Below are 17,570 nucleotides of genomic sequence, written 5' to 3'. Positions count from 1 at the left end.
TTCACGCCACGGCACGCGGATCGGTCCCCGCAGCACGCGCGGGGACCGATACCGTTGGACGCGAGGCGTTGTCGGGTAGCCACCGGGAGAACCGTTCGACTACCGTCAGCGCGCCCATCCCGGCATATCCGGCCAGCACACTTTCGGCCAGCGTCATATCGTCCTCGGGCAACCCGTAGACCGAGACGAACAGGCCGCGCCGCGACCCCTGCGCGAGTGCCCCGCGGCCCGCGCCCGGCAGCACCGTCTCCTCGACCAACGCCGGACATCCCGAATGCAACACGAGCGCGGCCTGCACCCCGAGCGACAGATCGCGAATTCGCGGGCGATGCCCTGCCGCCACCGCGCCGATCAGCGAGCCCGGTAGCAACTCCGCCCCGTCCAGATACCCCGGCTCGACCGCGCGCCAGCGCTGCACGGGCGGGAAATGATCACAGTCCGGGCGACCCGACCAGCGGCGATACGCCCGCTCCAGCAGCACCTGAGTCGCGTCGCGGCAACCGGATTCGTTCGTGACCACGGCCAGCATCCGCAGTTGCCGGCACCGCAGCCGATCAGGGCGCACCCGTTCGATATCGGCGATACTCATAGCCCACCACCACCGTCGAAGTCGGAGCGCACCGATTCGGTCCGCACGGTCGAGACACGGCCCACGCGTCCGGGCGCCGCAGTGTGGGCCCGCCGCCACGCCGAGACGAACAGGGCGAAACCGCTCGCCACAGCGACGATCACGGCGAGCATCGCCAGCACCAGTGGTGTCGTCGCCGCCGCGTCGGTGCGGCCCGCGCCACTGGCGCGGATCAGCATCGCCGCGAGCAGGGGACCGAGCAGTGCCAGTCCGGCGGCGGTGAGCAGCAGGCCGCCGGTGGTCAACGCTTCCGGGGTCAGTGATGCGCGAACGGTCGTGACGGTTTTCGCACCCACCGACCCGGTTCGCGATCCCAGCAAACTCTTGCGCAACGGCATGACCGCCCCTTTCGTTCACCCGCTCGTCAGTGCATTTGAACTGGGAATTTAAAAGTACAACTCGAATCGCCACGGGTTCATCCAAAGTGATCCAACTGTCACCGGAACGTTGGCAGCAATTCAGCAGCGATCGATGCGGCGCGTCGAACTACGGGCGGTGAAACGCCGCATGCCGCCCGGGCGGACCCGAAGGACCCGCCCGGACGGCATGCGGTGCGTCCGTGCAGTCGATGCACGATCGCGGTTGTTGGCGGTCAGTGCCCCATCAGCACCGGCGCATCGGCACCTTCCTGGGGCAGTTTCGGTTTGGAGCGCGGCAGGAACGCCGCCGGGATCAGCGTCACCAGAACCAGCACCAGGGCGACGATGTAGGTGTGCGCGTAGGCGGTGGCGGCCTGGTCGAATCCGGCGTCGAGCTGCTCGGGTGGCAGCTTCTGCGCGATGGTCGGATCGAATTGCGATCCGATCGCGGCCTGTGCTAGCGGACGGTTCTCCAGCATGTTGGTCAGCAGCACCGACATGATCGCGGTGCCGATCGAACCGGCCGCCTGGTTGACGATGTTCATCAAGGTCGAACCGCGCGCCACCTGCGCGTGGGTCAGCGTCTGGATCGCGGCGGTCATGGTCGGCATCATCGTGCAGCCCATGCCCAGGCCCATCACGAACAGCGCCACACACATCAACGGCAGCGACGTATCGGCCGACAGCTGGGTGAAGAACACCATGCTGACCGCGATGACGGCCAGACCGCTCATCACCACCTTGCCGGGGCCGATCTTGTCGACCAGCTTGCCGCCGATCGGCATCGTGACCATCGCACCCAAACCCTGTGGCGCGATGAGCAATCCGGTCACCAGCGTCGACTTACCCTGCACCTGCTGCAGATAGCTGGGCAGCAGCAGACCGGAACCGAAGAACGCCACCGCGAAGAACACCGCGGTCAGCACCGCGAAGGTCAGCTGGCGATTGCGGAACAGATGCAGATCGATCAGCGGATGTTCGGTGCGCAGCGCGTGGAAGACGAAACCCACCATCAGCGCCAGGCCGATCGCGGCCGGCACCAGCACCCGCGCCGAGGCGACCGTGTGCTGTTCGGGAATCGAAGACACACCGAACAGGAACAGCGCCAATCCAGGTGAGGCGAGCAGCATCCCGAGGAAGTCGAACGATTCCGAGGGTTCGGGCCGGTCGGAGGGCAGCACCACGACCGCCAGGATCAACGCGATCACCCCGACGGGCAGGTTGATCAGGAAGATCCAGTGCCAGCTGAAACTGCCGATCAGCCAGCCACCGAGAATCGGCCCGAGGATCGGGCCCAGCAGCATCGGCACACCCAGGACCGCCATCACCCGGCCGATCCGCTGTGGTCCGGCCGCGTGGGTCATGATCGTCATACCCAGCGGCATCAGCATGCCGCCGCCGAGGCCCTGCACGACGCGGAACGCGATGAGCGACTCGATGTTCCAGGCCGTGGAGCACAGCACCGAGCCGAGGATGAAGAACGTCAGGGCCAGGATGTAGAGACGTTTGGTGCCGAATCGGTCGGCGGCCCAGCCGGTCAGCGGGATCACGCTGGCCAGGGCCAGGGTGTAGCCGGTCATCGTCCAGGCCGCGATGGCGTAGCTGGTGTCGAATTCGTGCTGGAACGTCGGCAGTGCGACGGTTACGACGGTCACGTCCAGGATCGACATGATCGCGCCGAGCACGACCACACCGGCCACCTTGAACACGGCGGCATCGAGTGAGTCGGACGCGGGATCCGACGTCGCCGCAGGAATATCCGGAGGAGAGGTCACCGCTTCAGCCTGCCAGGTGACCGATCACTTGACCAGACCCGGTTCCCAGGGGAGGCCATATCGAAACCTCCCACTTTTCGCGCCCGATTCGTCCGTTCCTGCCGTTATCTTGCCGCCCCGCGCACACCCTGCGCGCCCGCACTACATTGGTTCCCATCCCGTTCATTCGTTGTCCGGCAAGGAGTTCCCCGCGATAGAAGACCCGGTACTCGGTTCGACCGGTAGGCTCACATCGCCGATCCGGGGCGCAGGCATGCTCGGGGAGGTCCTGGTCGCGATCAGAGGGGGCACCGAGCTGTACATCGCGCGATCCACCGAAGCCTTGGACGCCGGCACCACCGTACTCGTGGTCGCGGTGCATCCCGGCCGGATCGTCGATGTCGTCGAGTGGATCCCGCTGGACTTCGCACCGGGTGGGCAGACAACGAAATAACAAGGGAGACACCAGTGCTGGGCTATCACGTGCCCGATCCCGACGAGGCCATGCTGATCAGCGGCGGCCGCGCCAAGGACAACGCCCCCTTCCGCGTCATCACCGGCCACGGCGCCTGGGTGATGCCGTTCTTCCGCAAGGTCAGCTACCTGTCGCTCGCGATGTTCGAATCCGAGATCCAGGAACGCTGCGTCACCCGTCAGGCCATCCAGCTCGACGTGCGCGCGGTCATCGCCTTCAAAGTCGCCAACGACACCCAGTCGGTGGTCAACGCCGCCCAGCGATTCCTGTCCGAACAGGAACGCGAGATGTCGGTGCTGACCGGGCGCATCTTCTCCGGCCACCTACGCTCCATCGTCGGTTCCATGACCGTCGAGGAGATCATCCGCGAACGCCAGAAACTCGCCGACGAGGTCCTGGTCGCCTCCAAGGTGGAGATGAGCAACATCGGCCTGTGGGTCGACTCGTTCCAGATCCAGTCCATCGACGACGGCGGACTCGGCTACATCGCCGCCCTCGCCGCACCACACAACGCCGCCGTGCAGCGCGACGCTCAGATCGCCCAGGCCGCCGCCGCCCAGCTCGCCGCCGAAGCCGAACAGGAATCGCTGCGCAAACAGGCCGAATATCAACGCCAGACCGCGATTCTGCAGGCCGAATACCAGCGCGACATCGACAAGGCCAAAGCCGAGGCCGGTCAAGCCGGCCCCCTCGCCGAAGCCATCGCCCTGCAGGAAGTGCTCACCGCACAGGCCGAACGCGCTCGTAAGGAAGCACAACTGCGCGAACAGCAATTGCAGGCCGAGGTCGTCAAACCCGCCCAGGCCGAAGCCGAACGCGTACGCGTGCTCGCCCAGGCCGAGGCCGACCGCACCCGCATCCAGGCCGAGGCAGCGGCCTCCAACAACCGAATCGCGTTGGACCAGTTGCTGATCGAACAACTGCCCGAAATCGTCAAACAGGCAGCGCTCGGGCTGTCCAACGCCAATCTGACCGTCCTCAACGGCCCCGACGGCGTCGGCGAATTGGTCAACGGAATGGTCGGGCAGGGATTGACGGTTTTCAACTCCCTGCAAAAGGCTCTTTCCACCGACAACCACTCCGGGGCACCGATAGAGTGACCGCACACGGACGGCAATGAGGAGCAGGTGTAGGTGTCGATCGGGAAATTGGTGTCCTTCGACAGTTCTCGGGGGTTCGGATTCATCCGCCCCGAAGACGGGGGGCCGGACGTATTCGTTCATGTGAACGACATCGGATTGGACGAGGACGAACTGCGGCAGGGGCGAGTATTCGAATTCGAGGTCACCGAGGGTGATCGAGGACCCAAGGCGGTCAACCTGACCGCGGTCGGCGGCGCACCCGCGCCACCACGGCATCGCGGCCGCGGCTCCGGCCAGCTCACCGCCGCCGAACACAAACGGCTGATCACCGAACTGTTGCTCGACGCCAGCCCCGCCCTCACCGCCGGCGAGATCATCACCATCCGCGACCGGCTCGCCGAATTCGCCGACCAGCACGGCTGGCTGGAGAACTGACCGGCAAGGGCGAATGTCCCGCGACCGCCGGCGGCGGCTCTCGGCCTACGATCATGACGACGATGCGGGCGATGAATTTCTCCCGCCCGCACCGTCGGCATGGGTGAGACCGACCCGAGGAGGATCGCGTGGACCTGCCCGTCATGCCGCCGGTGAAACCGATGCTGGCCAAATCCGCCGGCGCCCTGCCTCGTGAGGACCCGTTCCTCTACGAGCCCAAATGGGACGGCTTCCGATGCATCGTCTTTCGCGACGGCACCGATATCGAACTCGGTTCCCGCAACGACCGGCCACTCACCCGCTATTTTCCGGAAGTGGCGCGACTGCTCGACGCGGCGCTGCCCCCGCGGTGCGTTCTCGACGGTGAAATCGTCGTCGTCACCGAACACGGCCTCGATTTCGACGTCCTGCAGAATCGCCTGCACCCCGCGGCCTCCCGCGTGAACAAACTCAGCGTCGAAACACCCGCCAGTTTCGTCGCATTCGATCTGCTCGCCCTCGGCGACGACGACCTGACCACCAGGCCCTTCCACGAGCGCCGGCACCTGCTGGAATCGATCCTCGACACCCCGCACGAGGGCATCCACCTCACGCCCATCACCTCCGACCCCGACACCGCCCAGGACTGGTTCACCCGATTCGAGGGCGCCGGCTTCGACGGCGTGATGGTCAAATCCCGCGACCTGCCCTACATGCAGGACAAACGCGTCATGGTCAAGGTCAAACACGAACGCACCGCCGACTGCGTCGTCGCCGGGTTCCGCTGGCACAAGGACGGTGAGGGGGTCGGCTCCCTGCTGCTGGGCCTCTACGACGAGGACGGCAACCTGCACCACGTCGGCGTCGCCAGCAGCTTCACCGCCGCCCGCCGCCGACAACTGGTCGACGAACTGGCGCCACTGCGCGACGGCGCACTCGACAACCACCCCTGGCGCACCTGGGCCGACGCCGCCGCCCAAGCCAAGGCCGAGGGCAAGATGCCCGGCGGCATCAGCCGCTGGACCGGCGGCAAGGACCTGTCCTGGGAACCCCTGCGGCCCGAACTGGTCGCCGAGGTCCGCTACGAGCACCTCATGGCCGGGCGATTACGCCACGGCGGGCGCCTGGTCCGCTTCCGCGACGACCGCACCCCGCAATCGTGCACTTACGCCCAGCTCGAAGAGGTCGCGCCCGCCGAGCTCGCCGACATCTTCACCGCTGCGAAAGCGCAGGCCCAGCCATGAGCGAAGCCATCGACATCGACACCGACGGCGTGACCGTCCGCATCAGCAACCCCGACAAGATCTACTTCAGCAAACGCGCCGAAACCAAACTCGACCTCGTCCGTTACTACCAGGCCGTGGCCCAACCACTGCTGCGCACCATCGGCAACCGCCCCGTGCTGCTCGAACGCTATCCCGACGGCGCCGGCGGCAAATCCTGGTTCCAGAAACGCGTCCCGAAATCGGTCCCCGACTGGCTGCAGACCGTGCAAGTCTCCACACCCAACGGCACCGCCAGCGATGCCTTGGTCGCCGCCGACCTCGCCCACATCCTCTGGGCGGTCAACCTCGGCTGCCTCGGCTTCCACGTCTGGCCCAATCACGTTCCCGCAGGCGGAGTCCCGGCCCGCACCGAAGGCGAGATCGGCGACCTCGACATCAGCGACGAACTGCGCATCGACCTCGACCCCTCCCCCGGCATCGGCTTCGACGACCTGCGCCACGTCGCCGTCCTCACCCGCGAACTGCTCGCCGAACTCGGCATCGACGCCCGCGTCAAAACCTCCGGATCCCGCGGCCTGCACATCTACGCCGTCCTCGAACCCGTCTGGGACGGCTACCAGGTCCGCGCCGCCGCGGTCGCCATGGCCCGCGAACTCGAACGCCGCCACCCCGACCTGATCACCGCCAACTGGTGGAAAGAGGAACGCGGACAACGCGTCTTCATCGACTACAACCAGAACGCACCACACAAGACCGTCTTCGGCGCCTGGTGCGTGCGACCCAAGGTCGGCGCCCAGGTCTCCACCCCCATCGCCTGGGACGCACTCGATGCGATCGTCCCCGACGAACTCACCATCGCCACGGTCCCCGAACGACTCGCCACATCCGGCGACCCCTGGGCCGACCGCACCCCGCAATCGATCCAGCCGCTGCTCGAAATGTCGCGCCGCGACTTCGATTCCGGCCTGCTCGACGCACCCTGGCCACCGAACTACCCGAAAATGCCCAACGAGCCACCGCGCGTCCAGCCCAGCCGCGCCCGCACCGCCGGCTGAGGACTCACACCCGCGCGGGCACCGTCAGCGGGCCTGCTCGATCCGCGGGAAGGTGGTCTCGACCAACGCCATCAGCACATCCGCGAGCAGATGGTGCACCTGCTCACGATTCAAACTGCGGCGCGTAATCCATTCGCGCCCAGCGGTTTTCACCAAACCGCTGTAGGCGCGGACCAGGGCGCGCAACTCGTCGTCGCGCGCCGACCCGGCCAGGCCCACCATCTGCAACAACCGGTCGGCCGCCGCGTCATCGGCCTCGTCCAGGATGCGCTGCACCTCCGGATCGTCTCCGATCCCCTCGTGCCCGGTCACCTTCACCCAGGTACTGCCCAACCCACTGATCGTGTCCAGCAGCCACGACACACTCGCATCCACCCGCTCGCGCGGCGTACCGGTGGGCATCACCATGTAATCGGCGCGCGGCAACGTCACCATCCGCCGCACCACCGCCAGATACAGATCGCGCTTGTTGCCGAAATAGTGATTGATCAGCCCGCGGGCCACCCCGGCGCGCTGCGCGAGTTCGGCGGTCGACACCGCCGCATAGGGGCGTTCGCCGAACATTTCGATGGCGCAGGCCAGAATCTGGGCGCGCCGTTCGTCCGGCTCCAGCCGGCGCCGCCGCGCCGAATCGGCATCGGCCGGCACCGGCTGGGTCGTGGTGTCAGAGTGAGCGGGCAATGAGATCCTTCATCACCTCGTTGGAACCGGCGAGGATACGCAGCACGCGCGCACCGGTGTACAGCTGGGAAATGGGGTACTCCGTCATGTATCCATAACCACCGAACAGTTGCAGACAGCGGTCCACCACAATACCCAACTGGTCGGTAAGCCAGTACTTCGACATCGCAGCGGTGGGAATGTCCAGCTCACCACGCAGATGCTTGCCGATCGCATCGTCGAGGAACGTCCGGCTCACCCGCGCGATCGTCGCACACTCGGCCAGCTCGAACTTCGTGTTCTGCATCGCGAACAGCGGCTTGCCGAAAGCCTCACGACCCTTGGTGTATTCGACGGTCAACTCCACCGCCCGCTCCATCATCGACACCGCCATGATCGCGGTCACCAGCCGCTCCTGCGCCAGCAGCTGCATCATCTGATAGAAGCCCTGCCCCTCGGCCTCACCCAGCAGATTCGACGCCGGCACCCGCAAACCGTCGAAGAACAACTCCGCGGTGTCCTGCGCCTTTCCGCCGATCTTGTTGAGGATCCGGCCGCGCCGGAAACCGGGCGTCTCGTCGCTCACCTCGGCGAAGATCAGCGACACACCCGCCGCACCCTTCGTCGGATCGGTCTTGGCCGCGATGATGATGCCGTCGCACAACCAGCCGTTGGAGATGAAGATCTTCGACCCGGTGATCACGTACTCGTCACCCTCGCGCACCGCGCGGGTCTTGATGTTCTGCAGATCCGACCCCGTCCCCGGCTCGGTCATGCCGATGGACAGCACCATCTCACCACTGGCCGCCTTCGGCAGCACCCGCCGCTTGAGGTCCTCGGTCCCGAAATGATGGATGTAGGGCGCGATGATCGACGAATGCACCGGCATACCCAGTGAGCCGTCACCGGCATAGGACTGCGCCTCGATCAACGCCGCCTCGTGCGCGAAAGTGCCACCGCCGCCGCCGTATTCGGACGGAATGGCGGCGCACAGCAGACCCAGCTCACCCGCCCGGTTGTACAGTTCGCGGTCCGGATGCCCCTGCGCGACGAACTTCTCCTCGTTCGGCAGGACTTCCTTCTCGAAGAAGGTCTTCGCCAGATCCCGGACGGCCTCGACCTCATCGTCGCTCCACGCGGCGCGCGCCATCGTTACTTCCTTCGTCTCGTACCCAGGACCGCACCGGCCCTGGGCACCAGCCTGGCGCACTATTGGCGGCATGTCAACAACGCCGTCAGTGTGCCTCCCGCGCGGTATTCACCTCCGCCAGCGTGCTGAATATAGGAATCTCCGGATCCGCCACGATCCGCTGCCGCCGCAAAAACCCATCGATCAGCGACCACACCAACTCGGTGAGTTCCGCGACGAAATCCGCGCTGGTCCGCCGCGGCGCCGCCGAACCCTCCAGCCACAGATCCGTCGTCGCCACGACCACACCGACGACCGCCCGCGCCAGATAGTCCAGCCCGGCCGTCTCGATCGGCACCGCCTCCGCGATCGAGCGCGCGAGCTTCGCGAACCGCCGCGCCGCATCGCGGCCCAGATCGAACTGCAACACCGCCCCCACCGCCTCACCACCCGACCGGCTCGCCTGCGCCGTCTGCACCACCGGCGCCTGCATCAGGAAGCGAAAGACATTGGGATGGGCGAGAATTCCGGCGGCATACGCGGTGAACACCCGCCGCAGCGCGGGCCGCGGCGGCTGCAACAGCAACGTCATGTCCTGCCCCGCCGCGGCGAACGCATCGCGCGACATCCGATCGGCGATCTCGGTGTACAGATCCGCCTTGTCCGCGAACTGCCGATACAGCCGCGGCTTCGTCATCCCCGCCGCACGGGCGATGTCGTCCATACTCGGCTGCGGGCCGTCCCGATCGATCACGCGGATCGCCGCATCGACGATCTCCGCCCGCGTGACCGTAGGCGCGGCAGCTCGCCGGCCGACCCGAGACACCATGGGCACCTCCCCAGCCGAGCGAACAGTCCCGACCAGGTTAGCGTACCGCCGGTTCGAAATCGACGAGCCCGCGTCCACCAGCGAAAGTCTTGTCACTTAGGGAGATTTCCCACCGAGGCGCGCTCACGAAAGCCGATCGCGTACTGTCGGTACCGTTGACCGTACCGGCAGTACGAGCGGCTCCGTCCCGCGCTCACGAGGTAGACCGATGAACCCAGCCCGCACCCCCGCCCGCCACCGCACCGTCACCGCCCCCGGCGGCGACCTCGCCGTCTACGAATACGGCCATCCGGAGGCCGACACGATCGTCCTCATTCCCGGCATCACCGACACCCACCGCATCTGGAACCGCGTCGCCGCCGGACTCGCCGACAGCTTCCACGTGGTCACCTACGACGTCCGCGGACACGGCCGCTCCAGCGCACCCACCCGCACCCACCGCTACCGCCTGCCCCACCTCGCCGACGACCTGTTCGCCGTCCTCGACGCCGTCAGCCCCCGCACACCCGTCCACCTCGCCGGCCACGGCTGGGGCGCGATCCAGCTCTGGTACGCCCTCGGCGACCCGCGCGCCAACACCCGCATCGCCTCCGCCACCGCCCTGTCGGCACCCCACCTCGACCATCTGGCCCTCGCGCTGCGTGACCTCCGCTGCCCCCGCAGCCCCTGGTGGCGGCTGCCGCGCCTGAGCTGGCTGGTCCTCGGCCGCCGCCTCCTGCACTGGCCCCGCCTGCGCGCCCGCGTCCTCCCCCAGGCCGGCACCTGGCCCACCGACCTGCTCGCCGGCGCCCGGATCGTCTCCGCCAACCTCGTCCACCACCTGCGCCACCCGCGCCCGCAACACACCGCCGTACCGGTCCAGCTCATCCTCGACCGCGCCGACACCGCCGCCCTGCCCAGCCTGCGGACCCACATCCGCCGCGACGTCGACCGCCTCTGGCTGCGCGAACTGCCGGCCGACCCCTGGCTGCCGCTGACCGAGCCGCTGCTGGTCGTGGAAGCCATCGCCAACTTCATCGACGACCAGCACACCGACCACCGGCCCATCCACTACACCCCGCGCTGAGGAGCCCCGGCAGCTTCCACTAGCCGCGATGCGACAATAGGCGGCGGCACACACACCCCGCAGACGAAGGATCATCCGGCAGCACGATGGCTGAGCACACCACGACGACCGCGCCCACCACGTCCCTGCCGGACACCATCGATGCCGAGGAACTGGCGATCTGCCTGCGCGTCCTCGACCAGGCCGCACAGCTCGACGACAAGCACCCCGACTCCGTCGCGGTGCAGCGGGCGGTCGGGCACATGTTCAAGAAACTGAAGCGCCGCCGCCGCGATCAGGCCCGCGCCGCCGTCGCCGAAGCCGACCGGGCGGTGGTCGCCGCGACCGCCACCGGCTCCCCCCACCGCATCGACGACGAGACGGCCGGTATCCCGCTGTCCACCTCCGTCGACGGCGACGCCGCGGGCACCCTGCTGCGCGCACGGCCCTGCTACATCTGCAAACAGCGCTACACCCGCGTCGACCGCTTCTACCACCAGCTGTGCCCCGACTGCGCCGCCCGCAATCACGCCAAACGCGACGCCCGCACCGATCTGTCCGGCCGCCGCGCGCTGCTCACCGGCGGCCGCGCCAAGATCGGCATGTACATCGCCCTGCGGCTGCTGCGCGACGGCGCCCACACCACCGTCACCACCCGCTTCCCCAACGACGCGATCCGCCGCTTCACCGCGCAGCCCGACAGTGCCGAATGGCTGCACCGGTTGCGCATCGTCGGCATCGACCTGCGCGATCCGGCCCAGGTCGTCGCCCTTGCCGACGACGTCGCCGCCCAGGGGCCACTGGACATCATCATCAACAACGCGGCCCAGACCGTCCGGCGCTCGGCCGGCGCCTACGCCGCGCTCGTCGAGGCCGAATCCGCGCCGCTCCCCGCCGGTGAGCTGCCCGACACCATCACCTTCGGCCACACCACCCAGGCCCACCCGAACGCACTGACCGCCTCCCTGCACTCCGCGCCGGTACCGACCACCCTGTCCGCCGCCGAGGTCACCGATCTCGCCCTGGTCGCGGGATCCGCCACCCCCGAACGCATCGCGCGCGGCGTCGCGATCGATGCCGGTGGGCTGGTACCCGATCTCGCCCACACCAACAGCTGGGTACAGACCGTCGCCGAGGTCGACGCCACCGAACTGCTCGAAGTGCAGCTCTGCAACTCGACCGCGCCGTTTCTGCTTATCTCCCGGCTGCGGCCCGCGCTCGCTGCATCACCGGCCCGCCGCAAATACGTCGTCAACGTCTCCGCCATGGAAGGTGTCTTCAGCCGCGGGTACAAGGGTCCCGGCCACCCGCACACCAATATGGCCAAGGCCGCGCTCAACATGCTCACCCGCACCAGCGCCGGCGAGATGTTCGAGACCGACCGCATCCTCATGACCGCCGTCGACACCGGCTGGATCACCGACGAGCGCCCGCACTACACCAAGGTCCGCCTCGCCGAGGAGGGCTTCCACGCTCCCCTCGACCTCGTCGACGGCGCCGCCCGCGTCTACGACCCGATCGTGCGCGGTGAAGACGGCGTCGACCTGTTCGGCTGCTTCCTCAAAGACTACGAGCCGTCCAACTGGTGACGGGCCAGCCGCGTCGCGGCTTTTTTGAACGGGCGCTTTTGGGTTGATTGATTACATCTCGGAATGGTGACACATGTCTAGATGCGCATATCTGCGTATCAATATTGAATATTGCCAGCCATGCCCGATATGGCTTCCGATCTCCCAAGGCAATTGAATCTCTCAGTGCGACAACAGGTATCACCGCCGTCTCCTCTCCAGCGGGCCGCTGAACTACTCCCCGTCGCGGACATCGCGCATTGTTTTCTCTGTTCCGGCTGCCGGATGGTGCCCCTCCCCTCCTAATCGCCGGCGCCAGCCATGCCCGCCAACAGATTGTTGAATGCGCATATGTACGTACCAGTATCTTCAAGACGTCGAACGCCGCCCGCGATCGGAAGGCGATGGGAGGCAAAGACGTTCACGCGGGGTACACCGTGGCCGACGACGAAAATTCCGCGCGCGTGGTCGACGATCGCTTTAGTCTGGATTACGTGATGTACCGGCTGCTGGCAGATGCCACCGCGGGTGTGCATTTCCTGTTCATCGCCTACCTCGTCGTCGGCGGGTTCGTCGCGTGGCGGTGGCGGTGGACGATCTGGACCCATATCGCCGCGGTAGCCTGGGGTTTCAGCACGGTCCTCGTCGGCGTCGACTGCCCCTTGACCTATCTGGAGACGTGGGCCAGGGAACGCGGTGGCGAAGCCGGCCTGCCGTCGACCGGCTTCATCGCCCACTACATCACCGGGGTTCTCTATCCGAGCAGCGCCTTGGATCTGGTGCGCGTCCTGGTCGTGGCGCTGGTGGTGGTGTCGTGGATCGGCTTCGTCCGGCTGGGCAGGCGCCGGCGTTACCGATCGCATCACGCGGTCGCCGAATAGCAGCCGCGCCCGCTACTCCCGGCTCATCGCTCGTACCGCACGGACGACGTCGTCACCGGTCAGCTGATCACCGGCGGGAGCGATCAGCCACTGCAGCGCAATACCCTGGAACAGCGCGAAATACAGTTTGGCGACCGCGCGGGCATCGCCGGCCGACAACTCGGGATGCACCTCACGCAGCGGCTCGACGAGCCCCGCGTAGACCTCCTCGGTGGCATGGGAGAAGTACTCCTGGGATTCCGGTGAGCGCGCCACCCGCACTCCGTTCTCGAAGCTGAGGATCAGCTCGTCCGGGTGGTTCTGAATGACGTCCATCATGCCGTTCCAGGTGGCCTCCAGCGATTGCGCCAGAGTGCGCCCCTCCCCCGCGTCGCGGATGGCCTCTTCCATCCCCCGGCCGATCTCGTCACCGGTCACCTCCGCGATGGCCTCGGCGACCAATCGATCCTTCGTACCGAAGTGATAGCCGATGGCGGCCAGGCTGACCCCGGCGGCACCGGCGATATCGCGCGCGGTCACCTTGGCGAGACCGCGCTCCAGAATCGCCTTCCTCGCCCCCGCCAACAGATCCTCTCGATTACCCATAAGCCCAGGTTACAACGTCTTAGACATTTGTACTAGACAAACGTGCCAGCCATATGGCACATTTGTCTAAGACATTCGGACCAACCGATAGGAACCGTCACCATGAACACCGTCTCCCGCCCCCTGCACATCCTGGTCTCCGGCGGCGGCATCGCCGGCAATGCCGTTGCGCTGCAACTGCTTCGAGCCGGCGTCGCGGTCACCGTCGTCGAGCGTGCCACCGCTGCCCGCCCGGGCGGACAGGCGGTCGATCTGCGTGGCCCCAGCCGCGAAGTGGCCGAGCGCATGGGCCTGATGCCGGGCATCGCCGAGTACCAGCTCGAAGAACTCGGCATCTCCTACATCGACCACAAGGGCCGCAACTACGCGAACATGTCGATGGAACACTTCGAGGGCAAGGGCCCGGTCGCCGAAATCGAGATCACCCGGGGCGACCTGAACCAGGTCCTGCTCGACGCGGTCGCCGCGGCCGGCGGCGAGCTGGACTACCGCTACGGCGACTGGATCGAATCGCTGACCCAGGACGACACCGGCGTGGCGGTCGAGTTCGCCTCGGGACGCAGTGGGCGCTTCGATCTCGTCGTCGGCGCCGACGGCGTGCATTCGGCGACCCGGCGACTGGCCTTCGGCCCGGAGGAGCAGTTCAGCACGTTCCTCGGTGGCTACGCCTCGTTCTTCACGATGCCCACCCCGGAGGGGGTCACGCCCGGCTGGTTCGCCATGCAGCTGGTTCCGTCCGCCGCGGTCGGTGTGCGGCCCGACCGTGATCCCGCCACCGCGAAGGCGATTCTCACCCTGCTCGGCGAGCCCGACCCGGCGCTGCGCCGCGATACCGCCGCTCAGCAGCGGCTGATCCACGAGAAGATCGGCTCCCAGCCGCACTGGCACGCACCGACGATCCTGGCGGCCATGACCGAAGCCGACGACTTCTACTTCGACGAACTCGCGCGCATCGACATGCCCACCCTGGCGGCCGGCCGCGTGACCCTCGTCGGCGACGCCGGATACTGCGGCTCCCCGATGACCGGCATGGGCACCGCCATGGCGCTCGTCGGCGCCTACATCCTCGCCGGTGAGCTCGCGGCCGATCCCGGCGATGTGCCGGCGGCGCTGCGCCGTTACGAGGAGAAGGTCACGCCTTTCCTCGACAAGGCGAAGGAACTTCCCGGCGGCGGTATCGAGATGATGCTGTCCCCCAGCGACTTCGGCACATCACTGCGCCGGACCGCCAACCGGATCATGATGTCGAAGCCGATGCGGCCGGTGATCATGAAGCTCTTCTTCGGCAAGACCGACGAGTACGAACTTCCCACGTACGCGGCCTCCACCGCCGTGAGCGGCCGGTAGCAGCGGGTTAGAGCTGGGCCGTCGTGCCCGGCGCCAATCCCTCGGCGAGCCGCAGCTTGGCCGCCACGTCCGACAGCAGCTCGATCGAGGAGGCGGACAGTCCGGCCGCGGTGGTGAGCAGCCGCCGCAACGCCGGATCGTCCACCGCCGCCGACACCAGATCGTCCCCGGGGGCCGGATCACCCGGCCCGCCGTCGTTGAACCGGGTCGATTCCACCGCCAGCACCCTGGCCACGGTTTCGACCAGAGCTTGCGACGGGTTGTCCCGGTTGCCCGAGCGCAGCTGGGACAGATAGGTCGCCGATACCGGATGCCCGGCCTGAGTCACGCGAAAAGCCAACGCGCGATTGGTCATCCGGGTACCGTGCACCTGCTCCCACTGCGAGATGACATCGTTGAAACGGTCCGCGAATCTCACCGGCGAAACACCCCCAGGCCGCTGCGAGAAACCGCACGGACCACAACACGAGAAAATGACATGTCGAAACTACCCTCGACCGCATCGTTTCGCGCGCCGACAGGCCGGACGGGGCGAGCCGGCGGCGGGCCGTTACTCTCGCACCGTGCGGCAGACGATCATGGTGGACGTAGACACCGGAATCGACGATGCGCTGGCACTGCTGTATCTGCTGGCGGATCCGCAGCTGGAGATCGCCGGAATCGCCTCGACCGGAGGCAATGTGCCCACCGCGCAGGTCGCGGCGAACAATCTGGCTCTGCTGGATCTGTGCCGGGCGCCGGCCATCGAGGTGGCGCTGGGGGCGGCGCAGCCACTGGCGATCGCGCTGCAAACCACCGAGGACACCCACGGCCCGCACGGGATCGGCTACGCCGAATTGCCGCCTTCGCCGCGCCCGCTGTCGGATCGTTCGGCGGCGCAGCTGTGGGTCGACACCGTCCGGGCGCATCCCGGCGCGGTCCTGGGCCTGTGCACCGGGCCGTTGACGAATCTGGCCCTGGCGCTGGAGCTGGAACCCCAACTGCCGCACCTGCTTCGGCGGCTGGTGATCATGGGTGGCGCGTTCCGGCATCCCGGTAACACCACCCCCACCAACGAGTGGAATGTGCATGTCGACCCGGAGGCCGCCAAAGTGGTCTTCGACGCGTTCTCCTCCACGCCGCAGGATCGGCGACCGATCGTCTGCGCGCTCGACATCACCGAATCGATCGAGATGTTCCCCGAACATCTGCGACGGATCGCCGAACGGGCACACTGCGCGGGCGCCGCGATGCCGGCACCCGGCGATCCGCCCGGCCTCCGGTCCGAGGCCACCAATCCGATCGTGCGATTCCTGATCGACGCGGTCCGGTTCTACTTCGAGTTCCACCAGCACTACGACCAGGGGTACCTGGCGCATATGCATGATCCGTTCGCCGCGGCGGTCGCGCTCGAACCGACCCTGGCGGTGCTGCGCCCCGCCACCGTGGATGTCGAGCTGGCCGGCACCCTCACCCGCGGCAGCACGGTCGCCGACTGGGCCGGAATGTGGGGTCGCGCGCCCAACGCCGATATCGCGGTCGGCACCGATCCGGCCGCCTTCTTCGACCGCATGATCGCGCGGATCGGCGATTTCGCGGCGACGCTGTATCCGCCGGTGGCACAGGAGGTTCGGTGACGGTCGACGACGGGGACCGGGCAGCGGTCGCGCGATTCCTGAGCCGGGCGGAGCTGCCCGGAATCATCGACGTGCACACCCATTTCATGCCGGACCGGGTGCTGCGCAAGGTGTGGGCGTATTTCGATTCCGCGGGCCCGCTGATCGGGCGACCGTGGCCGATCGCCTATCGCGACGACGAGCAGGAGCGCCTGGATACGCTGCGCGGCTTCGGGGTGCGGGCGTTCACCTCGCTGGTGTATCCACACAAGCCCGATATGGCGGCGTGGCTGAACGAATGGGCCGCCGACTTCGCGGCCCGCACCCCGGACTGCTTGCACACCGCCACGTTCTATCCCGAACACGGCGCCGGAAGTTATGTGAGCGCGGCGGTCGAATCCGGAGCGCGGATCTTCAAATCGCATATCCAGGTCGGCGACTACCATCCGGGCGATCCGTTGCTGACCGAGGTGTGGGGGCTGCTGTCCGAGGCCGGGATTCCGGTGCTGATCCACTGCGGTTCGGGCCCGGCGCCGGGGACTTTCACCGGACCGGAGCCGATCGCGGCACTGCTGCACCGGTTTCCGCGACTGACCCTGATCGTCGCCCACATGGGTGTCCCGGAATACTCGCCGTTTCTCGACCTCGCCGAGCGCTACGACAACGTGCACCTCGACACCACGATGTCGTTCACCGATTTCATCGAGGAACGAAACCCGTTCCCGCGCACCGAGTACGCCCGCTTGGCGGACCTGGGTGAGCGCATTCTGTTCGGCAGCGACTTCCCGAACATCCCGTACTCCTACGTTCATGCGCTGGAAGCGCTCGAACGGCTCGATCTGGGTGCGGACTGGTTGCGCGCGGTCTGCTACGGCAACGCGGCGCGGCTGTTCCGGGTGAGGTGAGCTGTCCGGGGACGAATACTCGTCGCCCGGACG

19 protein-coding genes are annotated in these 17,570 nt (G+C 67.2%); 11 read left to right on the top strand and 8 right to left on the bottom strand.

The features are described 5' to 3' along the window. Position 1: 1 nt before the first annotated feature. The 3 genes from RJ03_RS11510 to RJ03_RS11500 form a co-directional block, all read right to left on the bottom strand. Entirely contained in the window at positions 2–589 is a 588-nt protein-coding gene (locus RJ03_RS11510; RefSeq protein ID WP_036501117.1) for a hypothetical protein, read from the bottom strand. Beyond that, positions 586–966, bottom strand: coding sequence for a hypothetical protein (locus RJ03_RS11505; protein ID WP_036501115.1), 381 nt, complete (start codon positions 964–966; stop codon positions 586–588). Before RJ03_RS11505 ends, RJ03_RS11510 begins: the two co-directional genes overlap by 4 nt. Positions 967–1,220: 254 nt before the next feature. Then, entirely contained in the window at positions 1,221–2,762 is a 1,542-nt protein-coding gene (locus tag RJ03_RS11500; protein WP_036501113.1) for a DHA2 family efflux MFS transporter permease subunit, read from the bottom strand. Between RJ03_RS11500 and RJ03_RS39240 the strand changes: the two genes are divergently transcribed. The 5 genes from RJ03_RS39240 (at position 2,656) to RJ03_RS11475 (ending at position 6,993) form a co-directional block, all read left to right on the top strand. Beyond that, entirely contained in the window at positions 2,656–3,195 is a 540-nt protein-coding gene (locus RJ03_RS39240; protein WP_506330093.1) for an NfeD C-terminal domain-containing protein, read from the top strand. The two genes, RJ03_RS11500 and RJ03_RS39240, sit on opposite strands and share 107 nt — an antisense overlap. 14 nt (positions 3,196–3,209) lie before the next feature. Next, positions 3,210–4,316 (top strand): SPFH domain-containing protein, encoded by a 1,107-nt coding sequence (locus RJ03_RS11490; protein WP_036501112.1) that lies wholly within the window; start codon positions 3,210–3,212, stop codon positions 4,314–4,316. 33 nt (positions 4,317–4,349) lie between these two features. Next, a complete protein-coding gene (locus tag RJ03_RS11485) occupies positions 4,350–4,733 on the top strand; it encodes a cold-shock protein (protein ID WP_036501111.1) in 384 nt (127 codons plus the stop codon). A 128-nt stretch (positions 4,734–4,861) separates the two neighbouring features. Further along, the gene (locus RJ03_RS11480; protein WP_218000949.1) at positions 4,862–5,956 is read left to right on the top strand and encodes an ATP-dependent DNA ligase; all 1,095 of its coding nucleotides are present in this window, start codon (positions 4,862–4,864) and stop codon (positions 5,954–5,956) included. Next, positions 5,953–6,993 carry a DNA polymerase domain-containing protein gene (locus RJ03_RS11475; protein WP_036501110.1) on the top strand — a complete coding sequence of 347 codons (1,041 nt, stop codon included), beginning with the start codon at positions 5,953–5,955 and terminating at the stop codon, positions 6,991–6,993. Before RJ03_RS11480 ends, RJ03_RS11475 begins: the two co-directional genes overlap by 4 nt. Positions 6,994–7,017: 24 nt before the next feature. On the opposite strand, the gene RJ03_RS11470 is transcribed toward RJ03_RS11475, so the two are convergent. The 3 genes from RJ03_RS11470 to RJ03_RS11460 form a co-directional block, all read right to left on the bottom strand. After that, the gene (locus tag RJ03_RS11470) at positions 7,018–7,674 is read right to left on the bottom strand and encodes a TetR/AcrR family transcriptional regulator (protein ID WP_051024572.1); all 657 of its coding nucleotides are present in this window, start codon (positions 7,672–7,674) and stop codon (positions 7,018–7,020) included. After that, complete coding sequence (locus RJ03_RS11465; RefSeq protein WP_036501108.1) at positions 7,658–8,803, bottom strand: acyl-CoA dehydrogenase family protein; 1,146 nt, start codon at positions 8,801–8,803, stop codon at positions 7,658–7,660. The genes RJ03_RS11470 and RJ03_RS11465 overlap by 17 nt, the downstream gene beginning before the upstream one ends. An 85-nt stretch (positions 8,804–8,888) precedes the next feature. Further along, the gene (locus RJ03_RS11460; RefSeq protein ID WP_036501107.1) at positions 8,889–9,611 is read right to left on the bottom strand and encodes a TetR/AcrR family transcriptional regulator; all 723 of its coding nucleotides are present in this window, start codon (positions 9,609–9,611) and stop codon (positions 8,889–8,891) included. A 208-nt stretch (positions 9,612–9,819) separates the two neighbouring features. On the opposite strand from RJ03_RS11460, the gene RJ03_RS11455 reads away from it, so the two are divergent. The 3 genes from RJ03_RS11455 (at position 9,820) to RJ03_RS11445 (ending at position 13,105) form a co-directional block, all read left to right on the top strand. After that, on the top strand, positions 9,820–10,677 hold the full coding sequence (locus RJ03_RS11455; RefSeq protein WP_051024571.1) for an alpha/beta fold hydrolase: 858 nt from the start codon (positions 9,820–9,822) through the stop codon (positions 10,675–10,677). 86 nt (positions 10,678–10,763) lie between these two features. Further along, complete coding sequence (locus tag RJ03_RS11450; RefSeq protein WP_051024570.1) at positions 10,764–12,245, top strand: SDR family NAD(P)-dependent oxidoreductase; 1,482 nt, start codon at positions 10,764–10,766, stop codon at positions 12,243–12,245. Positions 12,246–12,721: 476 nt separating this feature from the next. After that, positions 12,722–13,105 (top strand): DUF2784 domain-containing protein, encoded by a 384-nt coding sequence (locus RJ03_RS11445; RefSeq protein WP_371507068.1) that lies wholly within the window; start codon positions 12,722–12,724, stop codon positions 13,103–13,105. Positions 13,106–13,117: 12 nt separating this feature from the next. Here the strand turns inward: RJ03_RS11445 and RJ03_RS11440 are convergent, their stop codons facing one another. Then, positions 13,118–13,690, bottom strand: coding sequence for a TetR/AcrR family transcriptional regulator (locus RJ03_RS11440; protein ID WP_036501106.1), 573 nt, complete (start codon positions 13,688–13,690; stop codon positions 13,118–13,120). 102 nt (positions 13,691–13,792) lie between these two features. Between RJ03_RS11440 and RJ03_RS11435 the strand changes: the two genes are divergently transcribed. Continuing rightward, positions 13,793–15,037 (top strand): FAD-dependent monooxygenase, encoded by a 1,245-nt coding sequence (locus RJ03_RS11435; RefSeq protein ID WP_036501105.1) that lies wholly within the window; start codon positions 13,793–13,795, stop codon positions 15,035–15,037. A 7-nt stretch (positions 15,038–15,044) separates the two neighbouring features. On the opposite strand, the gene RJ03_RS11430 is transcribed toward RJ03_RS11435, so the two are convergent. Next, positions 15,045–15,455: a hypothetical protein gene (locus RJ03_RS11430; RefSeq protein ID WP_051024569.1), complete on the bottom strand. Its 411-nt coding sequence runs from the start codon at positions 15,453–15,455 to the stop codon at positions 15,045–15,047. 145 nt (positions 15,456–15,600) lie between these two features. Here RJ03_RS11430 and RJ03_RS11425 point away from each other — a divergent pair, with 145 nt between their 5' ends. Both RJ03_RS11425 and RJ03_RS11420 read left to right on the top strand, forming a co-directional pair. After that, complete coding sequence (locus RJ03_RS11425) at positions 15,601–16,653, top strand: nucleoside hydrolase (protein WP_269750140.1); 1,053 nt, start codon at positions 15,601–15,603, stop codon at positions 16,651–16,653. After that, positions 16,650–17,537 (top strand): amidohydrolase family protein, encoded by an 888-nt coding sequence (locus tag RJ03_RS11420; RefSeq protein ID WP_051024568.1) that lies wholly within the window; start codon positions 16,650–16,652, stop codon positions 17,535–17,537. The genes RJ03_RS11425 and RJ03_RS11420 overlap by 4 nt, the downstream gene beginning before the upstream one ends. Positions 17,538–17,570 lie beyond the last annotated feature (33 nt).

The organism is Nocardia aobensis NBRC 100429 (assembly GCF_000308375.1).
Taxonomy (GTDB): domain Bacteria; phylum Actinomycetota; class Actinomycetes; order Mycobacteriales; family Mycobacteriaceae; genus Nocardia; species Nocardia aobensis.
The sequence above is the reverse complement of the archived record's forward strand: the minus strand, read 5'-3'. Positions and strand labels throughout refer to the sequence as shown.